The sequence below is a fragment of the Allobosea vaviloviae genome, from assembly GCF_001298265.1.
In the GTDB taxonomy this organism is placed as follows: Bacteria; Pseudomonadota; Alphaproteobacteria; order Rhizobiales; family Beijerinckiaceae; genus Allobosea; species Allobosea vaviloviae_B.
Genome location: NZ_LGSZ01000025.1, coordinates 181,099 through 206,125 on the forward strand (window position 1 = coordinate 181,099; position 25,027 = coordinate 206,125).

At 66.5% G+C, this 25,027-nt stretch carries 21 protein-coding genes; 14 read left to right on the forward strand and 7 right to left on the reverse strand.

Annotated features, from left to right (window positions below; genetic code table 11):
- Positions 1–86: 86 nt before the first annotated feature.
- Positions 87–1,094, reverse strand: a complete 1,008-nt coding sequence (locus AE618_RS06285) for a LacI family DNA-binding transcriptional regulator (RefSeq protein WP_248310774.1) — start codon at positions 1,092–1,094, stop codon at positions 87–89.
- A gap of 288 nt (positions 1,095–1,382) precedes the next feature.
- Here AE618_RS06285 and AE618_RS06290 point away from each other — a divergent pair, with 288 nt between their 5' ends.
- The 8 genes from AE618_RS06290 (at position 1,383) to AE618_RS06325 (ending at position 10,988) form a co-directional block, all read left to right on the forward strand.
- On the forward strand, positions 1,383–2,675 hold the full coding sequence (locus AE618_RS06290; RefSeq protein WP_054208178.1) for an ABC transporter substrate-binding protein: 1,293 nt from the start codon (positions 1,383–1,385) through the stop codon (positions 2,673–2,675).
- 6 nt (positions 2,676–2,681) lie between these two features.
- Positions 2,682–3,695 (forward strand): carbohydrate ABC transporter permease, encoded by a 1,014-nt coding sequence (locus AE618_RS06295; protein WP_054208179.1) that lies wholly within the window; start codon positions 2,682–2,684, stop codon positions 3,693–3,695.
- Between the two features lie 148 nt (positions 3,696–3,843).
- A complete protein-coding gene (locus AE618_RS06300) occupies positions 3,844–4,896 on the forward strand; it encodes a carbohydrate ABC transporter permease (RefSeq protein WP_054208230.1) in 1,053 nt (350 codons plus the stop codon).
- 2 nt (positions 4,897–4,898) lie between these two features.
- Positions 4,899–5,963, forward strand: a complete 1,065-nt coding sequence (locus AE618_RS06305) for an ABC transporter ATP-binding protein (RefSeq protein ID WP_054208180.1) — start codon at positions 4,899–4,901, stop codon at positions 5,961–5,963.
- A gap of 139 nt (positions 5,964–6,102) precedes the next feature.
- The gene (locus AE618_RS06310) at positions 6,103–8,379 is read left to right on the forward strand and encodes a TIM-barrel domain-containing protein (RefSeq protein ID WP_054208181.1); all 2,277 of its coding nucleotides are present in this window, start codon (positions 6,103–6,105) and stop codon (positions 8,377–8,379) included.
- A gap of 103 nt (positions 8,380–8,482) precedes the next feature.
- Positions 8,483–9,241: a 5-oxoprolinase subunit PxpA gene (locus AE618_RS06315; protein ID WP_054208182.1), complete on the forward strand. Its 759-nt coding sequence runs from the start codon at positions 8,483–8,485 to the stop codon at positions 9,239–9,241.
- Positions 9,238–9,969, forward strand: a complete 732-nt coding sequence (locus tag AE618_RS06320) for a 5-oxoprolinase subunit B family protein (RefSeq protein WP_054208183.1) — start codon at positions 9,238–9,240, stop codon at positions 9,967–9,969. Before AE618_RS06315 ends, AE618_RS06320 begins: the two co-directional genes overlap by 4 nt.
- Positions 9,966–10,988, forward strand: coding sequence for a biotin-dependent carboxyltransferase family protein (locus AE618_RS06325; RefSeq protein WP_054208184.1), 1,023 nt, complete (start codon positions 9,966–9,968; stop codon positions 10,986–10,988). The genes AE618_RS06320 and AE618_RS06325 overlap by 4 nt, the downstream gene beginning before the upstream one ends.
- A 20-nt stretch (positions 10,989–11,008) precedes the next feature.
- Here the strand turns inward: AE618_RS06325 and AE618_RS06330 are convergent, their stop codons facing one another.
- Together AE618_RS06330 and AE618_RS06335 are read right to left on the reverse strand one after the other, a co-directional pair.
- Entirely contained in the window at positions 11,009–11,620 is a 612-nt protein-coding gene (locus AE618_RS06330; protein ID WP_054208185.1) for a helix-turn-helix transcriptional regulator, read from the reverse strand.
- 234 nt (positions 11,621–11,854) lie between these two features.
- A complete protein-coding gene (locus tag AE618_RS06335) occupies positions 11,855–12,637 on the reverse strand; it encodes a GntR family transcriptional regulator (protein ID WP_082365045.1) in 783 nt (260 codons plus the stop codon).
- Positions 12,638–12,690: 53 nt separating this feature from the next.
- Between AE618_RS06335 and AE618_RS06340 the strand changes: the two genes are divergently transcribed.
- From AE618_RS06340 to AE618_RS06350, 3 genes are all read left to right on the forward strand, one after another.
- A complete protein-coding gene (locus AE618_RS06340) occupies positions 12,691–13,635 on the forward strand; it encodes a PfkB family carbohydrate kinase (protein WP_054208186.1) in 945 nt (314 codons plus the stop codon).
- A 110-nt stretch (positions 13,636–13,745) separates the two neighbouring features.
- Positions 13,746–14,891 (forward strand): helix-turn-helix transcriptional regulator, encoded by a 1,146-nt coding sequence (locus AE618_RS06345; RefSeq protein WP_054208187.1) that lies wholly within the window; start codon positions 13,746–13,748, stop codon positions 14,889–14,891.
- Positions 14,892–15,267: 376 nt separating this feature from the next.
- Positions 15,268–16,017, forward strand: coding sequence for an EAL domain-containing protein (locus tag AE618_RS06350; RefSeq protein ID WP_054208188.1), 750 nt, complete (start codon positions 15,268–15,270; stop codon positions 16,015–16,017).
- 22 nt (positions 16,018–16,039) lie between these two features.
- On the opposite strand, the gene AE618_RS06355 is transcribed toward AE618_RS06350, so the two are convergent.
- Positions 16,040–17,299 carry a pilus assembly protein TadG-related protein gene (locus tag AE618_RS06355; protein WP_054208189.1) on the reverse strand — a complete coding sequence of 420 codons (1,260 nt, stop codon included), beginning with the start codon at positions 17,297–17,299 and terminating at the stop codon, positions 16,040–16,042.
- Between the two features lies 1 nt (position 17,300).
- Positions 17,301–17,738 carry a response regulator gene (locus AE618_RS06360; RefSeq protein ID WP_054208190.1) on the reverse strand — a complete coding sequence of 146 codons (438 nt, stop codon included), beginning with the start codon at positions 17,736–17,738 and terminating at the stop codon, positions 17,301–17,303.
- 139 nt (positions 17,739–17,877) lie between these two features.
- On the opposite strand from AE618_RS06360, the gene AE618_RS06365 reads away from it, so the two are divergent.
- From AE618_RS06365 to AE618_RS06375, 3 genes are all read left to right on the forward strand, one after another.
- Complete coding sequence (locus AE618_RS06365; RefSeq protein ID WP_054208191.1) at positions 17,878–20,568, forward strand: ATP-binding protein; 2,691 nt, start codon at positions 17,878–17,880, stop codon at positions 20,566–20,568.
- A 242-nt stretch (positions 20,569–20,810) separates the two neighbouring features.
- Positions 20,811–22,391, forward strand: a complete 1,581-nt coding sequence (locus AE618_RS06370; protein ID WP_054208192.1) for an ABC transporter substrate-binding protein — start codon at positions 20,811–20,813, stop codon at positions 22,389–22,391.
- Positions 22,388–23,917, forward strand: coding sequence for a M81 family metallopeptidase (locus AE618_RS06375; RefSeq protein WP_248310776.1), 1,530 nt, complete (start codon positions 22,388–22,390; stop codon positions 23,915–23,917). Before AE618_RS06370 ends, AE618_RS06375 begins: the two co-directional genes overlap by 4 nt.
- A 54-nt stretch (positions 23,918–23,971) precedes the next feature.
- Here the strand turns inward: AE618_RS06375 and AE618_RS06380 are convergent, their stop codons facing one another.
- A complete protein-coding gene (locus AE618_RS06380) occupies positions 23,972–24,433 on the reverse strand; it encodes a DUF1810 domain-containing protein (protein ID WP_054208193.1) in 462 nt (153 codons plus the stop codon).
- A gap of 99 nt (positions 24,434–24,532) precedes the next feature.
- A complete protein-coding gene (locus AE618_RS06385) occupies positions 24,533–24,748 on the reverse strand; it encodes a hypothetical protein (protein ID WP_054208194.1) in 216 nt (71 codons plus the stop codon).
- Positions 24,749–25,027 lie beyond the last annotated feature (279 nt).

Below are 25,027 nucleotides of genomic sequence, written 5' to 3' on the forward strand. Positions count from 1 at the left end.
GCTTGCACCCATCCTGGGGCGTCACCGACAGGCATAGCTCGTCACAGGACGAGGCCGGTGCGATTTGGGTGGCCCGGCCCGTGGAATTAGCCGGCGCCTGTCGCAGGGCGCGCGGGAGCGCCGGGGTTGCTCCAGGCCGATGGCGCCTCATGGGCGACGTGGACCTCGCTCGTCGAAACGCCGCTCCAGAGCGATTGCAACTGGGCGACCACATGCCCACCGAAGCTCTCATAGGGGATGCGGATCGAGGTCAACCAAGGCGCGATCCAGGCGTTGATGGCGTTGCCATCGACGCCGACGAGCCGGCAGCGCTGCGGGATCGGCACGCCATGCTCGACCGCCAGCCGGTAGGCGCCATAGGCGATCATGTCGCTGACGCAGAGCGCGCCGCGCGGCCAGCCGCCCTCGCGCACCAGCATGCCGGCGGCAGCATAGCCGATCTCGATATGCGACAGGCCCGGCCCGATCGCCCGCCGGATCGCATCATTGGGCACGCCACGCGCCACCAGGCGCTCGATGAAGCCTGCGGCCCGCTCCGAGGTGCTGGAGGCATTCTGCTGAGCCATCAGCACGGCCGGTCGCTCGATACCGCAGCCGAGAAGAAAATCGGCGACGTCCGCTCCCGCCTGGCGGTTGTCGATCCCGACATAGGCGCCGCCTCCCAGCGGGTTGCGCCGCGCGACGAAGACGGTCGGGTCGCCGCGCTTGAGCGTCTCCTCCAGCCCCTTGCTCCTGACCGCGCTCACCATGACATAGCCGGCTACGAGCTGATCGCGCATCGCGCGCAGATAATCGTCCTGCAGTTCGGCGCGGTCATGGGTGTCGCAGAGGATCATGACGTAGCCGGCGTCGCGAAGCGCCGATTCGACGGAGACCGCGATAGCGGCCATCGCTGGGTTGTCGAGATTGGGCGCCAGCATCGCCACGACGCGGCTGGCGCGATGGCGCAGCGCGCGGCCGACGGAATTGGGCCGGTAGCTCAGCCGCGCAATCGCCTCCTCGACGCGCGCAATCGTTTCAGCGGAGGCACGCCCGATCTTGCCGTTGACGATGCGTGAGACGGTCGCGACCGAAACGCCGGCGTCGCGCGCCACCGTCGCCAGCGACGCCGCGTGCTTGCGCGCTCCGCCCGACGGCGATCTTCCCGGTTGCGGACTTGCCGGTTGCGGGCTTGCCGATTGGGGACTTTCCGATTGGGGACTTGCCGACTTGCCCTTCATCGCCTTGCCGGTTCTCCCCGGACGCCCCTGCGGCCCGCCCGTGCAAACGCCGGGCATGCCAGCAATGCTACTGAATGCGGGCGTTGACAACCCAGGCAAACGTTTGCCTTAGTGGCGGCAAGGCGTCCTGGAACGCCGGACAACATTCAGGGATGAACGCAGATGCAGAGCAAACACTGGATTTCCGCGCTCGCGCTGACGGCGGGCCTTTCGACGGGCCTCTTGGCCGGCGGCACGGCCTTCGCCCAGACCACGGTACGCATCGCCTGGTATTCGGACGGCAATGAAGGCGAGGTCGTCTCCGACCTGCTGAAGCGCTTCGAGGCTGAGAACAAGGACATCAAGGTCGTGCTCGACCAGGTGCCCTACAAGGCGATCACCGAGAATCTGCCGGTCCAGCTCGCCTCCGGCCAGGGCCCCGACATCGCCCGCGTCGTCGATCTCGGCGGCATCGCGCGCTATGCGCTCGACCTGCGGCCCTATCTCAAGGACGCCGGCTACTGGGAGAAGAATTTCGGCCCCTTCCTGCCCTGGATGCGGCCGGCAGGCGACGACAAGGCCATCACCGGCTTCATGACGCAGCTCACCGTCACCGGGCCGCTCGTCAACAAGACGCTGTTCGAACAGGCCGGCATCGCGATGCCCGGCGCCAAGGCGAGCTGGGACGATTGGGCCAAGGCCGCCAAGGCGGTCGCGACCAAGGTGCAGGCGCCTTTCCCGCTGGCGATGGACCGCTCCGGCCACCGCTTCTTCGGACTCGCCATTTCGGAAGGCGCCAAGGTGTTCGACGCCAAGGGCGAGCCGGCGGTGATCGATGACGGCTTCAAGCGCGCGGCCCAGCGCGTCTTCGACTGGCACAAGGACGGCGTCATGGCCAAGGAGCTCTGGGGCTCGGTCTCGGGCGCGGCCTATCGCGGCGCCAATGACGAGTTCAAGAACGCCCAGGTCGTGATGTATGTCTCCGGCTCCTGGCAGATCGCGCAGTTCGACAAGACCGTCGGCAACGCCTTCGACTGGGTGGCGGTGCCCTCGCCCTGCGGCGCGGCCGCCTGCACCGGCATGCCCGGCGGCGCCGGCCTCGTCGCGATCAAGCCGACGAAGAATCCCGAAGCCGTCGCCAAGGTGATGGAGTATCTGGCGAGCGAGCCGGTGCTGAGCGAGTTCTATGCCCGCTCGCTGTTCGTGCCGGGTCATCTCGGCATCGCCGCCAAGGGGCTCGATTACAAGGACGCCAGCCCCCAGGCCAAGGCCGCGCTGAAGGTCTTCTCCGACCAGGTCGCGAACCTCTCGCCCGTCGCCTACAAGCTCCAAGGCTACGTCAACAACCGCATCATCTTCAATGCGGTGATCAGCCGTGTCGGACAGGCGATCTCGGGCGAGACGACGCTGGAGGAGGCCTATAAGCGCATCGCCTCGGACGTCGAGCAGCAGATCGCCGAGCGCAACAAGAAGTAAGCTCGCATGGCCTCCGCCGACACAGCGGCGCCTCGCGGCGCCGCACGCCTCTTCGCCGCGCCGCTGTCTTTGCTGATGCGGCTCGTCGACTGGCCGATGAGCGCGCTGCAGCGCCTCATCGGCGAGCGGCGGATGGCCTATGCCTTTCTTCTCCCCAACATCGCCTTCTTCGGCCTCTTCGTCTTCCTGCCGCTGATCATCAACGTGGTCTTCTCCGTGACGGGCGGTGCGGAGCTGTTTCCCTCGCAGCGGCCTTTCGTCGGCGGCCAGCAATATTCCTATCTGTTCGATTGCGGCTCGTTCCTCGATCCCAACTCCTGCCGCGAGGACCATTTCTGGCGCGGCGTTTCCAATACCGCCCGCTTCACCGTCTTCCAGGTGACGGCGATGGTGCTGTTCTCGCTGGTGACGGCGGTGGTGCTGAACATGAAGATCAGGGCGCGCGGCTTCTTCCGGGCGGTGTATTTCTTTCCGGTGCTGCTCTCGCCGGTGGTGGTGGCGCTGACCTGGAAATGGATCCTGCAGCGCGACGGCTTGTTGAACGCGGGGATCACCTCGCTAGGCGGCGAGCGCATCCTGTTCCTGGTCGATCCGAGCTGGGCGATGTTCTGGATCGTCTTCGTCTCGGTCTGGGCCCATATGGGCTTCTACACGCTGATCCTGCTCGCGGGGCTCCAGGCGATTCCCGCCGATCTCTATGAGGCGGCCGAGATGGATGCGACGCCGCGCTGGCGCGTGTTCTGGCGCATCACGCTGCCGCTGCTCTGGCCCAACATGATCGTCGTGATCGTGCTGGCGCTGATCAAGGGCGTGCAGACCTTCGACGAGGTCTTCGTCTTGACCGGCGGCGGGCCCGGCACCGCGACGCTGATGGTCGTGCACTACATCTATGAGACGGCGTTCTCCAACCAGGTCCAGAATTTCGGGCTGGCGGCGGCGGCCTCCGTGGTGCTCGGCATCGTGCTCTTCGCGCTGACGCTGGCGCAGCTGGCGGCGAGCAACCGCAAGGGGGCTGCATGAGCGCCTTCCTCGTCATTGCGAGCGCAGCGAAGCAATCCAGAGGGATTGCGTGTTGCCCCTGGATTGCTTCGTCGGCTGCGCCTCCTCGCAATGACGCAGGAGCGAGCTGCGACCTATCGGCGGTCGTCCATCTAAACCGGTGGCCGGCATGAGCCTCGTCACCAAGCTGGCCACCGCGCGCCGCAAGCCCGGCCGCTGGCACTGGACCGATGTCGCGGCCTATGCCTATCTCGCGCTCGGTGTCGTGCTGATGTTCGGGCCGGTGCTGTGGCTGGCGCTGTCGTCCTTCAAGACGCAGGCAGGCCTGCTGGAATTCCCGCCCTCGCTTTTGCCGATGTCGCAGCAGGAGGTCGTGGTTCCCGGCCATCCGCAGCCGCTGCCGCTGTTTTCGGTGACGATGCCGGACGGCTCGACCCGCGTTCTGGCGCAGGTCCGGCGCATCGGCATCCAGGCGCAGATGGTCGATCCCGCCAATCCGGCAGAGGTGATCCGCGTGCCGATCGACAAGCGCAGCCCAGTGCGCGCTTTCAAGCTCGCGACCGAGAACTACACCGAGCCGCTGGAGCGCTTCGCCTTCACGCGCTTTCTGTGGAACTCCGTCTTCGTCACCGTGGTGGCGACGATCATCACGCTGATCATCAACTCGATGGCGGCCTATGCGCTGTCGATCTACGAATTCCGGGCTAAGAACACGGTGATGCTGATGGTGATCGGCACGCTGATGATCCCGATCACCATCATCCTCGTGCCGGTCTATCTCGTCGTCACCGAACTCGGGCTGGTGAACTCGCTCTGGGCGGTGATCCTGCCGGGCGCGGCGACGCCGACGGGCGTCTTCCTTTTGCGGCAATACATGCTGACCCTGCCGCGCGACCTGATCGAGGCCGCGCGCATGGACAAGGCCTCGGAGTGGCAGATCTACTGGCGCATCGTCATGCCGCTGGCCATGCCGGCGCTGGCGGTGCTGGCGATCTTCTCGGTGATGTGGCGCTGGAACGAGTTCCTGTGGCCGCTGGCCGTGCTGACCAAGACCGAGTCCTACACGCTGCAGATTGGTCTCAATGCCTTCCAGGGCGAGCTCCAGACGCAGTGGCACTACCTGCTCGCGATGACGGTGGTGACGCTGCTGCCGGTGGCGCTGGTTTTCGTCTTCCTGCAGCGGTTCATCACCACCGGCATCGCCAATACGGGAATGAAGTAGTCATGGCCGGCCTGACCCTTTCCGGCGTGCGCAAATCCTTTGGCGGCACGCACGTCCTTCATGGCATCGACCTCACCGTCACCGACGGCGAATTCGTCGTCTTCGTCGGCCCCTCCGGCTGCGGCAAGTCCACCCTGCTGCGGGTCATCGCCGGGCTGGAAGAGGTCACGGAGGGCGCGGTCGCGATCGACGGCGTCGACGTCACCGGCTTGCCGGCCTCCGAGCGCGGGCTCGCCATGGTGTTCCAGTCCTATGCGCTCTACCCGCATATGAGCGTCTACAAGAACATGGCCTTCGCGCTCGAGAACATGGGCCTGCCGCGCGACGAGATCGACCAGCGCGTGCGGCGCGCAGCCGGGATGCTGCGCCTGACCGACTATCTCGAGCGCAAGCCCCGCGCGCTCTCGGGCGGCCAGCGCCAGCGCGTCGCGATCGGCCGCGCCATCGTGCGCGATCCCAAGATCTTCCTGTTCGACGAGCCGCTCTCCAATCTCGACGCGGAGCTGCGCGTCGCCACCCGCAAGGAGCTGGCGGGCCTGCATGCCGAACTTGGCGGCACGATGATCTACGTCACCCACGACCAGGTCGAGGCGATGACGCTGGCCGACCGCATCGTCGTGCTGCAAGCCGGGCGGATCGAGCAGGTCGGCACGCCGCTGGAGCTCTACAATGCGCCTGACAACCTGTTCGTCGCCGGCTTCATCGGTTCGCCGCGGATGAATTTGCTGCCCGGTACGGTGGCGCGCGCCGGATTCGTGACCGTTGGTGAGGGCGGCCACGAGGTCGCCTGCGCGACGGGCGAGCTGGCTGCCGGTGCTCCGGTGACGCTCGGCGTGCGCCCCGAGCATCTGGCGCTCGCAGAGGGCGACGGCCTGCCGCTGGCGATCGATCTCGTCGAGCGGCTCGGCGGCGAGAGCTACCTTTATGGCGCCTCGCCCGGCCTGCCGCAGATCACGCTCAAGCTCGACGGCCAGAGCGCGCATCAGCGCGGCGAGACCGTGTTTCTGGCGCTGCCTTCGGAGCAGCTTCACCTGTTCGACGAGGCGGGCCAAGCGGTCAGAATTTAAGAATACGCGCCGTCATCCCGGGCGAAGCGAAGCGCAGACCCGGGATCCATTCCGGAACGGTTCAGGAATGGATCCCGGATCTCCCGTTGGTCGCCCGGGATGACGTTGCGGATGTGATGTCAGGTTTGGAGACAACGTTATGAAAGCCCTCACGCAAGGCCGCTATCTCGGCCGCGACGGAGAAGCCGCCCTGTTTGACGTCGGACTGGGCGCCACGCTCGTCGTGCGCATCCTCGACGGCGATATCGGCCGGGTCACGCTGAAGCCGCGCGACGGTTACCGGCTCGACCGCGGCTGGTCGATCGCGCCCGGCGGGCTGGAGCCGGCCTATGAGGGGCGTCCCCGCGACAGCCTCGAAGGCTTCGCCTGCCCGAAGGCGAGCGTCGCCGAAAGCGATGACAAGGTGGTGCTCTCGGCCGGCGGGCTGACGGCCGAGGTCACGCTGTCACCCTTCGGCATCGCCTGGCGGCGCGCCGGCGAGGACAAGCCCTTCCTGCAGGATCGCACGACGCAGGCCTATCTGATGTCGCCTCGCACCGGCGCGGTCGCGCATTTCATGGCCCGCGACTATACCGAGCGGCATTACGGCCTCGGCGACAAGGCCGGCCCGCTCGACCGCACCGGGCGGCGCTTTGCGATCGATGCCGTCGACCCTTGCGGCTTCGACGCGGAGCTGTCGGACCCGCTCTACAAGATGCTGCCCTTTTTCATCGTCGACGGGCCCGCTGGCGCGCATGGCGTGTTCTACGACAACCTCTCGACCGGCAGCGTCGATTTCGGCTGCACGCTCGACAATTATCACGGCCTGTTCCGCTCCTGGACAGGCGATGACGGCGATCTCGACTACTACGTCATGGCCGGCCCGAGCGTGCCCGAGGTGGTCAAGCGCTTCTCCTGGCTCACCGGGGGGCAGGCCTTCGCGCCGCTCTGGTCCTTCGGCTTCGGCGTCACCTCCATGGCGATCGCGGATGCGCCCGATGCCGATGCGCGCATCAGCGACTTCATCGGCAAGCTGACGACCCACCGCATCCCCTGCGACTCGTTCCATTTCGGCTCGGGCTATACGCAGATCGGCCATCGCCGCTACGCCTTCAACTGGAACCGGCAGAAGTTCCCGGACCCCAAGGCGACCATGACGCGGCTGAACGACGCCGGCATTTTCACCGTCGCCAATCTCAAGCCCTGCCTGCTCGACGACCATCCGCGCCTGCAGGAGACGCTCGATGGCGGCTTCCTGGTCAAGGACGGGCAGACCGGGGAACCGGCCGTCGCGCAGTTTTGGGACGGGCTCGGATTCCATCTCGACTTCACCAACCCCAAGGGCCGGGCCTGGTGGCGCGACGGCATCGAGACGGCGCTGCTCGATTACGGCTTCAGCACGGTCTGGAACGACAACAACGAATACGAGATCTGGGACGAGGACGCGCTCTGCAACGGCGATGGCCGACCCTACCGGCAGGCGCTGGCGCGGCCGGCGCAGGCCCTGCTGATGACCAAGCTCTCGCATGAGGCGCAAGCGGCGCGTGAGCCGGCCAAGCGGCAATATGCGATCACGCGCGGCGGCTGCGCCGGCATTTCACGCTACGCCCAGACCTGGTCGGGCGACAACGAGACGGCCTGGAAGACGCTGCGCTACAACCTGACGCAGGGCCTCAACATGAGCCTGTCGGGCCTGTTCAGCATCGGCCATGACGTCGGCGGCTTCCATGGGCCGACGCCGGACCCGGAGCTGTTCTGCCGCTTCAACGAGTTCTGCAGTTTATGGCCGCGCATGGTGATGAACTCATGGAACGATGACGGCGTCGTCAACCTGCCCTGGATGTATCCGGAGATGGTGCCGCAGGTGCGCGAGGCGATCTTGCTGCGCTACCGGCTGATGCCCTATCTCTATACGCAGATGTGGCGCGCCAGCCGCGACGGCATCCCGGCCGTACGCCCGCTCCTCTATGATTTCCCGCAGGATGCGACCGCGGTGAAGACCGACGACGCGTTCATGCTCGGCCCCGACCTGCTCGTGGCCCCCGTGCTCGAACAGGGCGCCAGCGAGCGCAGCGTCTATCTGCCGGCGCACAAGGGCGGCTGGTATGACTGGCATGAGAAGAAGCACCATGCAGGCGGCGCGATCGTGACCGTCGCGGCCCCGCTGGGGCGGCTGCCGCTCTTCGTCAGGGCCGGCGCGCTGATCCCGCTGGGGGACCCGGCCGGCATCAGCGAATTCCGCGAACTCCTGGTCTGCGGCCTGGTCGAAGGTGCCAGCGGCGAACTCTACGAGGATGACGGCGACACCGCCGACTGGCGCGGCGCGGGTGCGTCGGTAATGCGTTTCGAGGTTTGCGACGGCGAAATCGACATGACGCAGGAGGGCAGCGCGGCCCTGCCCTTCGACCGGATCGCGATCCGGCACATCGGCGACTGACGGCGGCCTGCCGCCTGCGCAGGGGCTTCCTCGGCCTCCATCGATCGTCCTATGGTCGGCGGACGGGGGGCCGCGCCGGCGCGGGGCTTCAGGGGAACGCTGCATGACGACCATCGATCTGAACTCGGACCTCGCCGAGGGCTTCGGCGCCTATCGCTGCGGCGACGACGAGGCGATGCTTTCCATCGTCACTTCGGCGAATGTCGCCTGCGGGCTGCATGCGGGCGATCCCGAGATCATGGCGAATGCCTTCACGGTGGCGCGCGAGCGTGGCGTCGCGGTCGGCGCGCATCCGGGCTTCCCGGATCTCTGGGGCTTCGGCCGCCGACGGATTCCGTTCTCCACCGGGGAGATCGAGCGCCTCGCTGCCTACCAGATCGGCGCGGCGGCTGCGCTTGCGGCCTATGCCGGCCACCGCATCACCTATGTCAAACCCCATGGCGCGCTCGGCAACATCTCCTGCGAGGAGCGCCCCGTGGCCGATGCGATCGCGCGCGCGATCAAGGCCGTCGACCCCAGCCTCTCCTTCCTGGCGACAGCCCTGACCGCCCAGGTCGCGGCGGGCGAAGCGGCGGGCCTCACAGTCCGTCAGGAGATCTTCGCCGATCGCGGCTATACCGAAGAGGGCCTGCTGGTCTCGCGCAGCCTGCCTGGCGCGATGATCACCGACTCGCAGGAGGCGGCGGAGCGCGTCGTCGCCATGGTCCGCGAAGGCGCCATCATCACCCTGTCGGGCGCGCGCCTGCCGACTGCGATCGACTCGATCTGCGTGCATGGCGATTCGAGCCACGCAGTCGCCATGGCGCGACAGGTCCGCGCGGCGCTCGAAAAGGCCGGCGTCCGGCTCGCAGCCTTCGCATGACGCTCGAAGGCGCGCGCCCGCTTTTCCTCGACGCCGGAGAGGCCGCGCTGGTGGTCGAGTTCGGCCGCATCGTCGATCCCGCGATCAGCGACCGGGTGCTGGCGCTCGATGCCGCGCTGGCCGCGGCGCCTCCCGAGGGCCTGCGCGAACTCGTGCCGACCTATCGCTCGCTGATGATCCATTACGATCCGCTGCGGCTCGACCGAGCGGCGCTGATCGCACTGGTCGAGGAGCGGCTGGCGGTACCAGCGACGCTCAGCCGGGCGGCAGCGCTGTGGACACTGCCTTGCTGCTACGAGGCGCCTCATGGCGAGGATCTCGCCGAGATGGCCGCGCTGATGGGGCTCAACGCTCCCGAGGCCGCGGCCATCCACGCATCGGCCCTGTACCGGGTCTATATGTACGGGTTCTCACCGGGCTTCACCTATCTCGGCGGCCTGCCAGAGGCGATTGCGATCTCGCGTCGGAGCCAGCCGCGCCCGCCTCATGAGAGCAAGGCCGTGCTCGTCGGCGGAGGCCTGAGCGCCGTCGCCAGCTTTTCGATGCCGACGGGATGGTATGTCGTCGGCCGCACGCCGGAACGGCTCTATGCGCCGGAGCGGCCGAGCGCCTTCCTGTTCGAGCCGGGCGACAGCCTGCGCTTCGAACCGATCGATCCCGCGACCTTCACGGCGCTGGAGGCGCGCGCCGAGGCGGGCGAGATCGTGGCGCGGCGGCAGGCGGCATGAGCGCAGCGCTGCGCCTGTTCTCGGCTGGCCCCGGTGTCACCGTCCAGGATGGCGGCCGGCACGGTTTCCTTCGCTATGGCGTCACCGGCGCCGGTCCGATGGACCCGCTCGCGCATGCGCTGGCGAACCGCGCGCTCGGCAACCCCGCCGGCGCTGCGGCGATTGAGATTTCGCTCGGCGGCACCGAACTCACGGTCGAGGGCGCGCCCGTCACCATCGCGCTCGCCGGCGGCGAATTTCAGGTGACGCTGGACGGTCAGGCGCTGCCCCCGGCGGTCGTCACGCGGCTGGAGCCCGGCGCGCGCCTAAAGGTTCGGGCGGGATCGGCCGGCGTCTGGTGCTATCTCGCTGTCGCGGGCGGGCTTCGCCTGCCTGACGTGCTCGGCTCGCGCGCGACCCATACGCGCACCGGCATGGGCGGGCTCGATGGGCGCATGCTGCAGGCCGGCGACATCCTGCCGGTCGGCATGGCAGCGGGTGAAATCGCGACCGGACGCATCGTCGCGCCGCTGCTCGACCGCCCGACCGAGAGCATCCGCGTGCTGCTCGGGCCACAGGACGACTATTTCGCGCCGGACCAGATCGCGACCTTTCTTGCCGGGCCCTGGACGATCGGGTCGCGGAGCGACCGGATGGCCTGCTTCCTCGAAGGCCCCAGGCTGAGCCACAAGCTGGGCTTCAACATCCCGTCGGACGGCGTCGCGATGGGCGCGATCCAGGTGCCGGGCGAAGGCCTGCCGATCGTGCTGATGGCCGACCGGCAGTCGACCGGCGGCTATCCCAAGATCGCGACCGTGATCGGAGTCGATCTCGGTCGCCTCGCTCAGGCGAGGCCGGGAACATGTATCGGCTTCCGTGCTGTCTCCCACGCCGAGGCTGTGCAGGCCCGGGCGGAGGAGCAATCCTTCCTCTCCGGCGCGATCACCATCGAGCGCCTCCTGCGCAGCCTGTTCAGCCCGGAATTCCTGCTCGGCCTCAACCTGGTCGATGGCTGGGTCGATGCCCGCGCGCCGGCCTGATCGCCGCAGAGTGCCTGCGTTCAGGCCGCCTCCTCGATGAAGGTCGCGACGAAGCGGACGAGTTCGCTCTGGCGGGCCGTGCCGGTCTTGGCGAAGAGGCGCTGCAGATGGGTGCGTGCCGTGGTCCGGGCGATGCCGAGCTTCTTGGCCGCGACGACGGTGTCGAGCCCCTTGACGATTAGGCCGAGCATGCGCGCTTCCGTCGGCGTCAGCCCGCAGGCCTCGGCAACCTCGTCGACATTGCGGTCGATCGCGCGCTGGGGATCGTCGACCGTCAGAACGAACAGATCCATTCCTGCCCCGCCGAGATGAACCGCGTCGACCACGGTCTGACGGCCGCAGCGCATGGACAGCGAGAGGCGGATTTCTTCCGGGGCGGAGCCGGCGCAGCGGCGCTTGAGCCAGGTCTGGAGCTTTGCGGCGAAGAGCTTGTCGGCGCAGACGAGGCGGCCTGCCGCCCCGAGGCCTTCGCGCGCTAGGGCGGCGGCGCCCTGATTGCTGAAATGGACCCGCAGATCGGCGTCGATGATGAAGAGCGGCTTGGCGCTGCGGCCTGCATCCTGCGTGTGGGACGTGCAGGGCGGCAGCGGGGCGGCATAGCCGGATGAGGGGGGAAGCGAAAACATCGTCATGCGAGAAGTGTCAACAAGTGCGAGCATCTTCGCTGTCCCTCATGTAACAGTCTGCCGGAACCGGCCGTGACAGACTGTGATGTCCTGTCTCCTCTTGGTCGCGCTGCGGCCGCGAATGGTTCAACGTTCGTTCAGGAATTGTCTGAACGACGGCTCATCGCTTTTGGTATGCATATGGACTGGGCGCGCGTCGCCGAAGCGGGAGTCCTTGACCAGCCAGCCGGGCGGCGGCCGTCAGATGCGCAGCGACAGCTTGTAGGTGTAGGCGTCGCCGCGAAACAGGCCCTCGACATATTCGAGCATGTCGCCGTCGCGGCCATAGCTGCGGCGCTTGATCAGGAGGCAGGGCAACGGCACGGGAAAGCCGAAGATAGCGCATTCGTCGGCTGTGGGCGCTGCAGCTTCGATGGTCTGCTCGCAGTGCTGGAGCGGCGCCCCCAACCGCTCGAGTTCGGCATAGACGGAGCGGGAAAGGTCGGCGTGCTCCAACTCCGGGGCGCGTTCGAGATTGTACCAACCGACCTCGCGCGACATCGGCGTGCCGTCGCCGCTGCGGACGCGGACCAGCTTGAGGAAGCGGGCATGGGAGGAGAGGCCGAAGATCGACGCGATCGAGCGGTCGTTCACAACGCTCTGCTCGAGGATACGCGAGGACGGCACGCGTCCGAGTTCCCGCATCTCCTCCGTGAAGCCCTTGAGCCGGTCCATGCCCGAATGGAGACGCGAGCCCGGCCCCTGCACGATCGACCCCAGACGCCCCTGCGCACTGAGCAACTTGCGCTCGCGCAGCGCGTTGTAGGACCGCTGCACCGTCGCGCGGCTGATCTTCAGCCGTTCGGCAAGCTGTCGCTCGGCCGGGAGTGTGGTACCCGGAGGCAAGGTTCCGTCGCCGATCAGCCGTGTCAGCTGATCTTCAAGCTGCTGGTATAGCGGCTTTGCGGTGTCGTCTCGCAGTTCCAGCAGATCCTGGAACGGCGGCTTCGACGGAGCGTTCGATACTGGTGTCGTTGGGTGCATGAGGGTGCGCAGCGGCTGTCCACCTGCCGGAAACATCAAGGGAATCGAACGCAATGCCCGACGGGTCGATCTTCGTACTTGGTAGCTTCGTCGTCTCGTGCTCGGCAAAGGTCGAGCGTTTCCCGCGCCCCGGAGAATCGCTTGCCGCCGATATTGTGACAATCGAGCCCGGAGGCAAGGGACTGAACCTGGCGGTCGCGTCGAGGCGCCTCGGCGCCGAGGTCGACGGCCTGCTGGCTGTCGGCGACGACATCGCCGCCGCTTTCGCGGCGCCGGCGCTGGCGAAGGCAGGCCTGCCCGCGACGATGCTGGTCGCGCTGCCCGGCAAGACCGGCAGCGGCGTCGGATTCACCGATGCGCAGGGCGAGACCTGCCTTGCCGTCGATGCCGGCGTCAATCGCGCGCTGTCGGCCGCGCATGTGCGCGATCGCGCTGAAGCGATCGCTGGTTGCGCGATCGTGATGGCCCAGTTCGAGATTGGTGACGAACCCATTCGCGAAGCCTTCACGCTGGCACGGCGCGCCGGCATACCGACGCTGCTCAACCCGTCGCCATTCCGTCCGATCCCGCCGGAGCTGCTGGCCGATACGCATATCCTCGTCGTCAACCAGACCGAGGCGCAGGGACTGGCCGCCGATATCCTGCCCGACGCCAGCGAGCCGGCAGAACCGAGCCGCTTCGTGGCGGAACTGGGCCCGGCCCTGCTGACGCGGGGACCCAGGCTCGTCGTGCTGACGCTGGGCGCGGCCGGCGCGGTCGCCGTCACGGCCGAGGGCGCGATCGGACAGGCCGCGTTTCCCGTAGAGGCGATCGATGCTCTGGGGGCCGGCGATGCCTTCGCCGCGGCGCTCGGCGTCGCCCTCTCGCGCGGTTCCGACACCGCCGCAGCGCTGCGACAGGCTGCCGCCGCAGGCGCGGTCGCAACCCGGCGGACAGGGGTCTTCGAGGCGCTTGGGACCCAGGCCGACATCGACCAGTTGCTCGGACAACAGCCCTGATCGACGTTTTGTTTTATGGATTGTTTTTGGACTTTCCGTAAGCAGTCCACATTGCTAATCTCCCTCTCGCGAAAGTGCCGTGGAAGGCGCCATGAGGGCGAGGAGCAGTCATGTCGGGTCCCAGCGTCGATGCCGTGATCTCTGCCGTCGACAACCTGCTTGCAGGCGCACTCGACGCCGACCGAATGCCCTTGGCGGTCGAGCAGTTGCGCCAGCTCTTCAACGGCTCGAAGGCCTGCTTGTCGCGAATCGGCCCCAACATGACGGCGGCCGACTCGGTCAGCACCAACAGTGACGAAGCCATGCAGCGCCGCTGCTACGAAGACCTGGCCGAGGATTTCGTCAGGTTGGGCGAGACATTGCGCAGCGTCCCGATCGGTTCCGTCTACCGCGACAGCGATCTGTTGGGTGAGGAGACCCTTCGGGCCAGCCGCCCCTGGCGAGAATGGATGGCACCACAGGACATGTATGGCGGCATCGCCTGCCGCCTCGCGGAGACCGGCTCCTCCTCCTGGTTCTTCGACGTCCAGCGCGGGAAGAACCAGGAATCCTTCGACGCAGCCGAAGCTGCCCTGCTGGGGCAATTGGCGCCACTGCTGCGCAAGGTCACGGAACTGAGCCGGCAGGTCGGGCATCTGAAACTGCAGCGCGACGAGGCACGCGGCGCACTTGATGCACTGGCCATGGCAATCGTGATCGTCGATCGCGATCTGCAGGTTTCCTATGCCAATGAAGGGGCGGACGAGATCCTCTCCGATCCCGAAGGCGCCATCGGCCTGCGTCAGGGCCGTCTGTTCGCCCGGCAGCCGAGCGACCAGCGCCAGCTCAAGCGGCTGGTCGAAGCCGCGTTGCGCAGCGCCACAGACCCGCTGGAAGAGCACCGCAGCAGCATGATTGTCCGAGGCAGCAGCGACGGCGCTCATGCGCTTTCGGCCTGCGTCATGCCCGCCGCTCCCACCCGCCCTGGCGAGGCTGCCCCGGCAAAGGTGATGATGGCGCTGAGGCCTCTGGGCATGGCGACCGACCTCGTGGTCAGCAGCCGCCAGCTCTTCAACCTGACCGAAAGCGAGGCGCGCTTCGCCTCGGCCCTGGCCAGCGGCCTGTCGCTGACGCAGGCGGCGGAAGCGCAAGGCGTGCGCATCTCGACCGCGCGGACCCATCTCGCCCGCATCTTCCAGAAGACCGATACGCGCCAGCAGAGCCAGCTGGTTTCGTTGCTGCGCGGCGCCGTCCTGCCGCTGCGTGCGCGCGCCTAGGCCGCTCGCTGCAATTGGGTCGATCACCTGCGGCGGCATGCGACGCGGTTGTGTCAGGTCGATGCCGATTCGCGCTTCGATTGCTCCGACGCCAGTCCGCACAGTCAAAGCGGCATTTGTCGCCACACCTGTCGCTTGCGCTGCGGATGCAGCCATCGATCTACCCCCCCAAGCCGATCGAGGCCATGCTAGTGCCGTTGCCGAGCGGCCATCGTCATCCAAATGACGGAGGGGCACATGAACAGCACCTGCGGCACATCCTGGCGACGTCGAGGCGGCGGAACCGCGACGGATCTGCGGCGTTGTTCCCGCGCGAGGAAGCGGCTATGGCTGTAGAAAATCGAGCCTGCATCAGCGGTGTGACAACATCTCGCCGATGACACAAAGTCTGGATCACGCCATTCTGACGGGCGCGCGCCTTTATTACCAACCTCAGGTCAGCTCCGACGGCAAAACCTTCGTCGGCGTGGAATGTCTGTTGCGGTCTGTGGATGGTGATGGCCAGGTATCTGGCCCGCAGTCTATTCTGGGCGGCATAGACGGCGTCGAGCAGGCTGACGCCGTCGATTGGTGGGTGATCCGGCAGGCCTGCACGGACGGGCTGCGCTGGCCGAAGCTGACGATCTCGATCAATGTCAGCGCAAGGCAGTTTCAATCGCCGGATTTCGCCCGGCAGTTGCTCTCGCTGACCAGCGAGATCGGGAATGCACCGGCCCAGATCGAACTCGAACTGCTCGAAGGCGGCATCATCGAGAATTTCGAGCGCGCGATCGAGACGATGACCGTTCTGCGGCAGAGCGGCATCGGAATCGCCCTAGACGATTTCGGCACGGGCTATTCCAGCCTCGCCTATCTGCAGAAGCTGCCGATCGACAAGCTGAAGCTCGACAAATCGCTGGTCGACGGAACCGGCGAACTCAAGTCCGCCGCCATCGTCCAGGCCGTCACCGCCCTCTCGCGGGCGCTGGGAATGAAGGTCGTCGCGGAAGGCGTGGAAACACAGGCGCAGCAGCAGTTCCTGCGCGTGGCTGGCTGCCATCTTCTGCAGGGCTATCTGTTCTCGCCCGCGGTCGAGGCAGACAGGATCGACGCCTTCATCCGCGACGGCTGGCCCGCCAATCGCTGATGGCGCCATGGCCGCCTGATGGTCAGCGAGCGAGATGCGCGGCCGTCGATCCCGGGCCGACACCATCGGGCACCGGAATATTCGTCGATGCGTACTTCGCATTGAGGACCATGGTCGGCCCTGCCGAGAGCGTGAAGCGCCGCGCCACCACGATCGTGTAGGCGGATTCGGCCGCGACCGGCTTGGTGGCGCCGATGTTGAGTTCGCCCTGCGGCAGATAGAGCGTACCCAGCAGCACCTTCGCGTCGTTGCTGAGAACTTCGTGTTTCTGATTGATCGGCGAATTCCGGTCCTCATAGAACAGAATGCCCGCCAGGACCCCGTCCTTAGGGGCGGTCAGGTCAATTTTGGTGTCGGTATCGAATCGGATCACGGCGCCCTTGCCATTGAGATAGATCCCGACATTCGCTCCCTTCAGCGAAGCGCCGCCGGAGACGTCGAGAGGGCCATCCTTGAAGACGTAGATGCCCGGATTCAGGTTGACGACGACCATCTTGCTGATCCGGATGCCACCGCAGTAGGTCCCGGGACTCAGCGTCATGCTGGTGGTGACTTTCAGGTCCGTGGCGCTGCAGCCTCCGGTCGGCGGTGGCGCCCGTGACGCCAGTGGATCGGTCAGGACAGGACAGTCGAGCGTCGGGCTAGGGCTGAAGCTGTCGTACTTGTCCTTGTAGCTTCCGCCGGCCGAACAGATGAAGCGGGCCCGGATCGACGAATTCTGCTTCGCCTTGAGGCCCTCGGCCTTTTTGGAATTCGAGTACACCGCGCATTCGGGAGCCTCGAGCTTTGCATCCTTCTCCAGATAGATGGTTTCGTTCTTGTTTTGCTCGAGCCCGATCACGCAGATCGCCGCGCTGCCGAGCACGCGCGCGGTCGCTCTTGCACCGACGGCGACCATCTCCGAGCCGAACAGATGCATGATGTTCGTTTTCGCGATCGTGTTGATCTCGACCGTGACGGTCATCTTCTTGAGATCGACTGACGCCGCGATCGTGCCGGAATGGTTGACGGCCTTCAGCGACGTGGCCGCAAATTTCTCCGCAACCGACTGCACCGTCGTCGGGTTGGCGTTCGCCAGCCGGAACTCGCGGGCCGCCGCCAAAGCGGAAGCGTCGGCGGCCGCCTGGAAGGCGGTTCGCTGCTCAGACAGGATGCCGTAGTCGATCACCACCCCGGCGCCCATCAGCAAGGCCGGCAACGCCGCACCAAAGATGATCAGCACGCCGCCGGTTTCGTCGCCGCGAAAGCGTGCCACAGCCTTTTGGATGAGCGCCGCGATCATATCAAGCCGCCACGAGCGCGCGGTGCGCCCGGACCAGAAAACGGATCTGATGGCCCAGGAGTCGCCAGTTCACGGGCTTGCACATGAAGGAGGTGGCGCCGGCGGCATAGGCCTGGTCTATCGAGACGATATCCTCGCGCCCGGTGATGACCATCACGGGCAAGTCGTCGAAGCGTTTCTCGGCACGAATCCGGCGCACCATTTCGATGCCGTTCATTCCGGGCATATCGACATCGATGAGCGCCACGTCGTATCGAGCCTGATCCAGGAGAGCGAGACCTTCCTCAGCCGAACCGGCCGTCGTGATCTCGGCATGCGGCGTCGATAGATAGACCGCGCAGAATTCCCGCTGAATGGGGTCGTCATCGACCGCGAGGATCGCCAGTTGATCGCACAGCACGTAACTGAACGGGATGCAGTTCTCGCCCGCCATCGTCATCGCATCACTCCGGGAGCACTGTTCTGGTGTCCAACTCCATGACCCTCGACCAGAAATCCAAATAAACAGTTCCGCGGCTTTCAAAAAAAAGGCGAGGTTGTTTGTCTTTGGGAAAGCATAGCCTGCCTATCGTGGCACCATGTCCTTGCGCCCTCACCTTTCCATCCGCGTCCGGTTGATCCTGCTGGTCGTTGCATCGACCTTGCTGGCAAGTGGGATCCTGGTCGGTGCGTCCGTCTGGCGCGAGACCGAAAGCTACGGCCAGTCGCGACGCGACGCGCTGCTGAGCACGGCCCAGGCGATCGCCGCTGCCGCATCCCGCCCGGTCGCTGACTCTGATTCCAGCGCGACCTATGAGGCGATCACTGCGATCGCTCGAATGAAGGGCATCAGCTTCGCCGGCATCGAAACCAGCGACGGGACGTCGTTGGCCGATATCGGTGCAGCCGAACAACTTGCCGGCGACCTCGTCGTGCTGGGACCGGACACGCGCTGGTCCCTGCCCGCGATCCTGCGCAGCCGCTCCATGGAGGCCGTGGTCCCCATCGTCCATGGCGGCGTGCAGGTCGGCAGCCTGCGCGTCATCGCCGATACGCAGGATCTGCCGGCGCTGATCCGAAGCTCGGTGGAAAACACGTTGCTGACCGGCGCCATCGCGACGCTGTTCGCGGTGGCGCTGGCGCTTCGCCTGCAGCGGCGGATCACCGGGCCGCTGGGCGCGCTGACGCAGACCATGTCGCGCGTGCGCCGAGAGCACGACTACGCCATTACACTCAAGGCCGAGTCCAGCGACGAGATCGGCTTGCTGGTCAACAGCTTCAATGGGATGATCGGCGACATCCGCGAGCGCGACCGCAGGCTCGCTGACCATCGCGACCGGCTGGAGCGGGAGGTCTCGGACCGGACGGCGGACTATCAGCGCGCTGCGTTGTCGGCCGACAGGGCAAACCAGGCCAAATCGGATTTCCTGGCGACAATGAGCCACGAAATCAGGACGCCGATGAACGGCATCCTGGTCATGGCGGAGCTTCTGGCCGCGGGCGAACTGCCGAAGCGCGCGCGCAGGCAGGCCGAGGTCATCGCGCGGTCCGGCACCAGCTTGCTCGCGATCATCAACGACATCCTGGACATCTCGAAGATCGAGGCGGGCAAGCTCGAGGTCGAAACCCTGGAGATCGACCCCGAGGACCCGGTCGAGGCCGTGCTGCAACTGTTCAGCGACCGGGCGCGCTCCAAGGCGCTGGACCTCTGCGGCGCGATCGCGACCCCGCCGGGTCTGAGGGTCAAGGCCGATCCGGTCCGCCTCGGTCAGGTGTTGGGCAACCTCGTCAACAATGCGCTAAAGTTCACCGAGACTGGAGGCGTCACCGTCCATGTCGTCCAGGAGGGCCTGGACCGGCTCCGCTTCTCGGTCCGCGACACCGGGATCGGCATTGCCGCCGACAAGGTCGACACGATCTTCGAATCCTTCTCGCAGGCCGATCAGTCGACGACGCGCACCCATGGCGGCACCGGTCTGGGCCTCTCGATCGCGCGGCAACTCGTCGCCGCGATGGGCGGGACGCTGAGCGTCGACAGCGAAGTCGGCCACGGCAGCACATTCTCCTTCGCACTTCCGCTCGCCGCTTCGTCCGACGCCGCAGGGGCTGAGGCTTCGGAGGCCGGCTCCGGCAAGACCGCCATCATCGCCCTGCCGCAGCGCCAGACTGCGGCGATGATCAGGGATGCGCTGGCCGCTGCCGGATTCGCGGTGCGGCAACTCGACGGCGCCCTGCCGACAGGCGTCGACAAGGCCGATCTCGTCATCGCCTCGCCCGATCGGCTGGCTGCCTTCAGGGAGTTGGGCCACGCCCTCATCGTCCTGGCCGGCGCCCACGAGGATGTCGACGGGTTGATCGAGGCTGGTGCCGACGATGTCCTGCCCTGGCCCGTCCAGCGACGCGACGTTGCCGCGCTGATTCATTGCCTGCAGACAGGCCAGCCCTTGGGGCAATCCTGGCGCCGCACCGACGCCGCCCAGGCCGAAACGAGCGAGAGCGCGCAGTTCCCGCAGATGCGGGTCCTCGTCGCCGATGACAGCGAGGTCAACCGCGAGGTCGCCGATGCCGCGCTGCGCCGCTTCGGCATCGTCGCGCGCTTCGTCGGTGACGGTGCCCAGGCCGTCGCGGCTGTCGAGCGCGAGCCCTTCGATCTCGTCCTGATGGATGGGAGCATGCCCGTCCTCGACGGCTTCGACGCTGCGCGCGCCATCAGGGCGCGCGAGGCGCAGACCGGCCGGCCGCGCGTCCCGATCGTCGCGCTGACCGCCCATGTCGTCGGCTCGGCCGCTACGGCCTGGCGCGAGGCGGGCATGGATGGTGTCGTCTACAAGCCCTTCACCCTGGTACAGCTCGGCAGCACGATCGCGACCTTCACCTCCGCTTCGACGGAGCAGGCGTCCACGCCGGCGCCATCGGCCTCGCCAGCGGAGGTCGAGGAGGACTATCTCGACGAGGCGGTGCTGCGCGACCTGATGGAAATGACCAATGGATCGCTGGAGACCGTGCGCCGCATTACGGATCTCTACAGGGTGACCTCGCTCAAGGAGATCGAACGCCTGGGCTCGGCGACCATGTCGGGCGACAGCGACCTGATCGCCAAGTGCGCCCATGCGCTGAAGTCGATGAGCGCCAATCTCGGTGCAAGACGCGTCGCCTCCGCCGCGGCCGAGATGGAGCGGTCCGCTCGCGACGGTTTCGCGCCGGTCGGGGAAGACGCGTTCCGGAACCTCCACGACATTCTCCAGCAGACGCATTCGCGGCTGAACGAGGCCATGGCCAAAGCAGCCTGATCCATGACGGCGTCATCGTAAGACGCGATATGACCAGGCGCCGACGCTGAAGCGCCATATCAGGCTGCGCAGAGTACGGGGACGTCTGCAACCACGGGATGCGGCGCGCCTCGACGCGGCGCCCCTGTCGCCAGCCCTATGGCTTGCGCCCGTCATTTCCCGCGCACTAGGATCAGCCGACGACATCGCGGCGACGCTCCATCCGCGACCATTCCCTCGGTTCGAACGGAAGGTTCAAAGGCATGAAGCGTCGTACATTTCTGGGCGTCGCGGCGGGTGCCGCCGTCTCCACGCTCGCAAAGCCAAGCATCGCGCAGCCGGCGAAGGTGCTGAAATTCGTGCCCGAGGCGGATGTCGCGATCGTCGATCCGGTCTGGACGACGGCGACGGTGACGCGCAACCATGGCTATCTCGTCTTCGATACGCTCTATGGGCAGACGGCCGACTATAATTTCGAGCCGCAGATGGTCGCCGGCCACACCGTCGAGGATGACGGCAAGCTTTGGAAGTTGACGCTGCGCGAAGGCTTGCGATTCCATGACGGCGAGCCGGTGCGGGCGCAGGACGTCGTGCCGAGCATCAAGCGCTTCTCCGCCCGCGACGCCTTCGGGCGTGCCTTGATGGATGCAACCGACGAGCTCTCGGCGGAATCCGACCGCGTCGTGAAATTCCGCCTGAAGCGACCCTTCTCGCTGCTGCCAGCCGCGCTCGGCAAGACGGGCACGTCGATGCCCTGCATCATGCCGGAACGCTTTGCGGTGACCGACGCCAACAAGCAGGTGACGGAGATGATCGGCAGCGGCCCCTTCCGGTTCAAGACGGACGAGCGGGTACCCGGCGCGCTGACCGTCTATGAGAAATTCGCCGGCTACGTCCCACGCTCCGATGGCTCCGCCACCTTCACGGCCGGCCCCAAGCACGTTCATTTCGACCGCGTCGAATGGCGCATCATGCCTGACCCGTCGACGGCGGCGAATGCGCTGAGCAACGGTGAAGTCGACTGGTGGCAAAACCCGACGCCGGACCTGCTGGGTGTGCTCAGAAGCAAGGCCGGGCTGAAGGTCGAAGGCCTCGATCCGGCCGGCGGCATCGGCTGCCTGCGCTTCAACTGCCTGCATCCGCCTTTCGACAATCCGGCGATCCGCCGTGCCCTGCTCGGCGCCATCGACCAAACCGAGTACATGACCGCGGTCGCCGGCGACGAGCGTTCGATGTGGAAGGACCATGTCGGCGTGTTCAGCCCCGATACGCCGCTGGCGACCACGGCCGGGACCGATGTGCTGGTCGGCAAGCGCGATTTCGAGAAGGTCAAGCGCGAGCTGATCGCGGCCGGCTACAAGGGCGAGCGCGTCGTGCTGCTCGATCCGACCGATTACCCTTCGACCCATGCGCTGGCGATGGTGGCAGCGGATGCGCTGCAGAAATGCGGCATGAATGTCGACCTGGTCTCGACCGATTGGGGCACCGTGGTGCAGCGGCGCGCCAGCCGGCAGCCCAACGACAAGGGCGGCTGGAACATCTTCTTCACCTATCTCAACGGCACCAACAACTTCGATCCGGCAAGCCAGCTCGGCATTCGCGGCAATGGCGACCAGGCCTGGTTTGGCTGGCCGACATCGCCACGGCTGGAGGAACTGCGCCTCGACTGGTTCGCCGCCAAGGACATCGCCACACAGAAGGCGATCTGCGCCGAGATCCAGAAGCAGTTCTTCGTCGAGGTGCCCTATATTCCGCTGGGGGCCTATTACGAGAAAACCGCCTATCGCGGGCTGACCGGCCTGCGCAACGGGTTTGCGCAATTCTACGATGTGAAGCCGGCATGACCCGCCAGACCATGCGTATCGCCGTCCTGCAATTCGCCCATGAGACCGTCACCTTCCTGCCCAACGACACCACGCGGGAGGACTTCATCTATCCGGGCTCGCCGGCCGGCGGCGAGGCGCTGCTGGCGACCGACCCGAAGGGCTATATGGGCGGCTTCGTGCAGGTCATCAGCGAATATGACGATGTCGAGCTGATCGGCATCACCTCGCCGCTCTGGCCGAAGACCGGTACCGGGTCCGGCTGGATCACCGCGGAGGCTTACGAGCATTTCCTCGGCATCATCATCGCGGAGCTGAAGGCGCAACCGAAGCTCGATGGCGTCTACCTCGCGCTTCACGGGGCGCTGGCCGTGCGCGGCGTGGCGCGGCCGGAGGCCGATATCGCGCGGCGCGTCCGCGAGGCGGTCGGTCGGGACGTCGTGCTGTCGGCGACCTTCGATCCGCATGGCAATGAGGACGAGGCCTTCCTCGAGCAGGCCGACATGGCCTTCACAGTGAAATACTTCCCGCATTACGACATGCATCTGCAGGGCGAACGCGCGGCGCGCATGCTGGTCAGGACGATCCGCGGCAGCTTCACGCCGGTACACCGGACCCTGCGCATCCCGATCATCGCTCCGACGGTGGTGATGTGGACCGGCGCCTCGCCCTGGTCCGATTTGATCCAGCGGGCGCTGATCTGGGAGGCGCGCGAGCCCGACGTCTTCGTCAACGTGTTCTTCGGCTTCCCGTGGTCGGACGTGCCCGATGCCGGCATGGGGCTGCAGGTACTGACGAACAACGACCCAGAGCTTGCCGACCGCGTCATCCGCGACATGGCCGAGTGGATGTGGCGCCGGCGCGAAGCGCTGCTCGACACGGTCAAGATCCACCCCATGAAGGACGGCGTCGCGCTGGCCCGGCAGGCCGTGAGCGCCGGCAAGGCGCCCGTGCTGCTTGCCGACTACAGCGACCGCTCGGGCTATGCCACCTGGCTGCTCCAGGAGATCATCGCGCAAAATCTGGAACGGACGCTGATCGCCACGATCGCTTCGCCCGATGTCGTTCGCTCGGTGCTGGCTGCGGGCGCCAAGGCCGGCGATGCGTTCAATGCTGAGATCGGCGGCCTGTTCGACGAATCGGCCGGCGACGCCGTTCGCATCCGCGGCACGATACGATCGGTGAGCGGCGCCAGGACGGCGCATGGTGGGAGCAGCGAATGGGTCTGCGTCAATTTCGGGATCGGCAACGTGCTGGTGCTCAGCCCCAATCTCGTCCAGATCGTGGAGCCCTCGGAACTCCGGCAGGTCGGGCTCGATCTCGAGGCGTTCGACGTGATCGCAATCAAGTCCCGGGCGCATTTCCGCAGGGGCTTCGACGATAGCGGCTTTGCCCCGACGATCCTGCTGGTGGAGCCGCCGCAGCCTTTCATGGGCACGGTCCATCTCGAAGCGCTGCCCTATGAGAACCTGAGATTGACCGACTACTATCCCTACGGCGATCCGAGCTTCCCGCCGGCTGACTGGACGAAACCTCACGATCACTGACCGATCCGCGGGTATCCGCGCCGATTGGACAGGCCAGCCCATTGACCGGCGGCTCTACCCCTCAGCGCGTGTCGCCACGCCGTTTCCGCGCAGCAATGCCAGCGTGGTGCCATCGCGCTCCCCTGCGCAGAAGCGCTTCAACGCAGCCTCGCAAAATTCGGCGGCATCAGGTGAGGCCGCGGCGAAGAGCGTCATGGACGAGCGGAATTTGAGGTCGTCGGGCGAGCCGAAGATGGCGGTGAGGGACTGACCCGGCCCAGCCAGAACCGCCTGTGTCGCGCTTTCGAGGCGGGGGCCGGGCAAGCCGGGGGCAAGGGAGGCGCGCGCTTCGCCGATCGAGGCGATGCCGAAATGGCGGGCCGTCGGCGAGTGCCCGAGACCGCGCAACTGCGGGAAGATGAACCACATCCAGTGGGTTTGTTTCCTGCCGGCCCGAAGTTCCGCCATGGCGATGTCATAGACGCCTGTCTGCGCCTGCACGAAGCGATCAAGGTCGAACAGCTGTGCGGCAGTCATCGGCGGCGGCCCAGCCCGTACGCCGTCTCGGGAACGGGAGGGACAGGTCGCCGCCTTCGGTTGCTTTGCGGCGGCCCAGCCATATCGCTGATGGAGCGCTCATGCGTCTTCCCGCGAAACGACCCGCGCCTCCCTCGCGATCGCACAGAGCTGCCGGGCCAGCGCCCGCCCGATGAGCTGTCGCTGATTGTAGCCTTCGCGTCCGAGCTGGCGGCGGATGTCTTCGATCCCAGCGCAGCGGCCTTGCCGGGCAATCTCGAAGGCACGTTCCAACGCCGTCTTCTGGGCGTTCAACGGGTTCATCATCTCACGCATCACCGGCGCTCCTGCCTCACGTCGATCCTCTGCCGGTCGTCCGCTTGCCGACGATCGACGCACAGGATCGATTGAGGAGGCGTAGGCTTCAATGTCATTTGATGTGGATGCGGTCGGGTCGATGGAACCATGCCGACAACGGAGGCGCCGGTATTCAGGTCGCGCCGATCTCGCCTGGCCCCGCTCCAGCCCCCACGGCTGCCAGCGGCCATCGCCCCCCTGGTCAACGGCTTCGACGGGTCAGCCGGACGAAACGGCAGCCGACGGACCGCCGCCCAT

What these genes read in the sequence shown, in the direction of transcription:
- AE618_RS06290 (WP_054208178.1), top strand. Translation starts at nt 1,383, where the DNA reads ATGCAGAGCAAACACTGGATTTCCGCGCTCGCGCTGACGGCGGGCCTT.
- AE618_RS06295 (WP_054208179.1), top strand. Translation starts at nt 2,682, where the DNA reads ATGGCCTCCGCCGACACAGCGGCGCCTCGCGGCGCCGCACGCCTCTTC.
- AE618_RS06300 (WP_054208230.1), top strand. Translation starts at nt 3,844, where the DNA reads ATGAGCCTCGTCACCAAGCTGGCCACCGCGCGCCGCAAGCCCGGCCGC.
- AE618_RS06305 (WP_054208180.1), top strand. Translation starts at nt 4,899, where the DNA reads ATGGCCGGCCTGACCCTTTCCGGCGTGCGCAAATCCTTTGGCGGCACG.
- AE618_RS06310 (WP_054208181.1), top strand. Translation starts at nt 6,103, where the DNA reads ATGAAAGCCCTCACGCAAGGCCGCTATCTCGGCCGCGACGGAGAAGCC.
- AE618_RS06315 (WP_054208182.1), top strand. Translation starts at nt 8,483, where the DNA reads ATGACGACCATCGATCTGAACTCGGACCTCGCCGAGGGCTTCGGCGCC.
- AE618_RS06320 (WP_054208183.1), top strand. Translation starts at nt 9,238, where the DNA reads ATGACGCTCGAAGGCGCGCGCCCGCTTTTCCTCGACGCCGGAGAGGCC.
- AE618_RS06325 (WP_054208184.1), top strand. Translation starts at nt 9,966, where the DNA reads ATGAGCGCAGCGCTGCGCCTGTTCTCGGCTGGCCCCGGTGTCACCGTC.
- AE618_RS06330 (WP_054208185.1), bottom strand. Translation starts at nt 11,620, where the DNA reads ATGACGATGTTTTCGCTTCCCCCCTCATCCGGCTATGCCGCCCCGCTG.
- AE618_RS06335 (WP_082365045.1), bottom strand. Translation starts at nt 12,637, where the DNA reads ATGCACCCAACGACACCAGTATCGAACGCTCCGTCGAAGCCGCCGTTC.
- AE618_RS06340 (WP_054208186.1), top strand. Translation starts at nt 12,691, where the DNA reads ATGCCCGACGGGTCGATCTTCGTACTTGGTAGCTTCGTCGTCTCGTGC.
- AE618_RS06345 (WP_054208187.1), top strand. Translation starts at nt 13,746, where the DNA reads ATGTCGGGTCCCAGCGTCGATGCCGTGATCTCTGCCGTCGACAACCTG.
- AE618_RS06350 (WP_054208188.1), top strand. Translation starts at nt 15,268, where the DNA reads ATGACACAAAGTCTGGATCACGCCATTCTGACGGGCGCGCGCCTTTAT.
- AE618_RS06355 (WP_054208189.1), bottom strand. Translation starts at nt 17,299, where the DNA reads ATGATCGCGGCGCTCATCCAAAAGGCTGTGGCACGCTTTCGCGGCGAC.
- AE618_RS06360 (WP_054208190.1), bottom strand. Translation starts at nt 17,738, where the DNA reads ATGACGATGGCGGGCGAGAACTGCATCCCGTTCAGTTACGTGCTGTGC.
- AE618_RS06365 (WP_054208191.1), top strand. Translation starts at nt 17,878, where the DNA reads ATGTCCTTGCGCCCTCACCTTTCCATCCGCGTCCGGTTGATCCTGCTG.
- AE618_RS06370 (WP_054208192.1), top strand. Translation starts at nt 20,811, where the DNA reads ATGAAGCGTCGTACATTTCTGGGCGTCGCGGCGGGTGCCGCCGTCTCC.
- AE618_RS06375 (WP_248310776.1), top strand. Translation starts at nt 22,388, where the DNA reads ATGACCCGCCAGACCATGCGTATCGCCGTCCTGCAATTCGCCCATGAG.
- AE618_RS06380 (WP_054208193.1), bottom strand. Translation starts at nt 24,433, where the DNA reads ATGACTGCCGCACAGCTGTTCGACCTTGATCGCTTCGTGCAGGCGCAG.
- AE618_RS06385 (WP_054208194.1), bottom strand. Translation starts at nt 24,748, where the DNA reads ATGCGTGAGATGATGAACCCGTTGAACGCCCAGAAGACGGCGTTGGAA.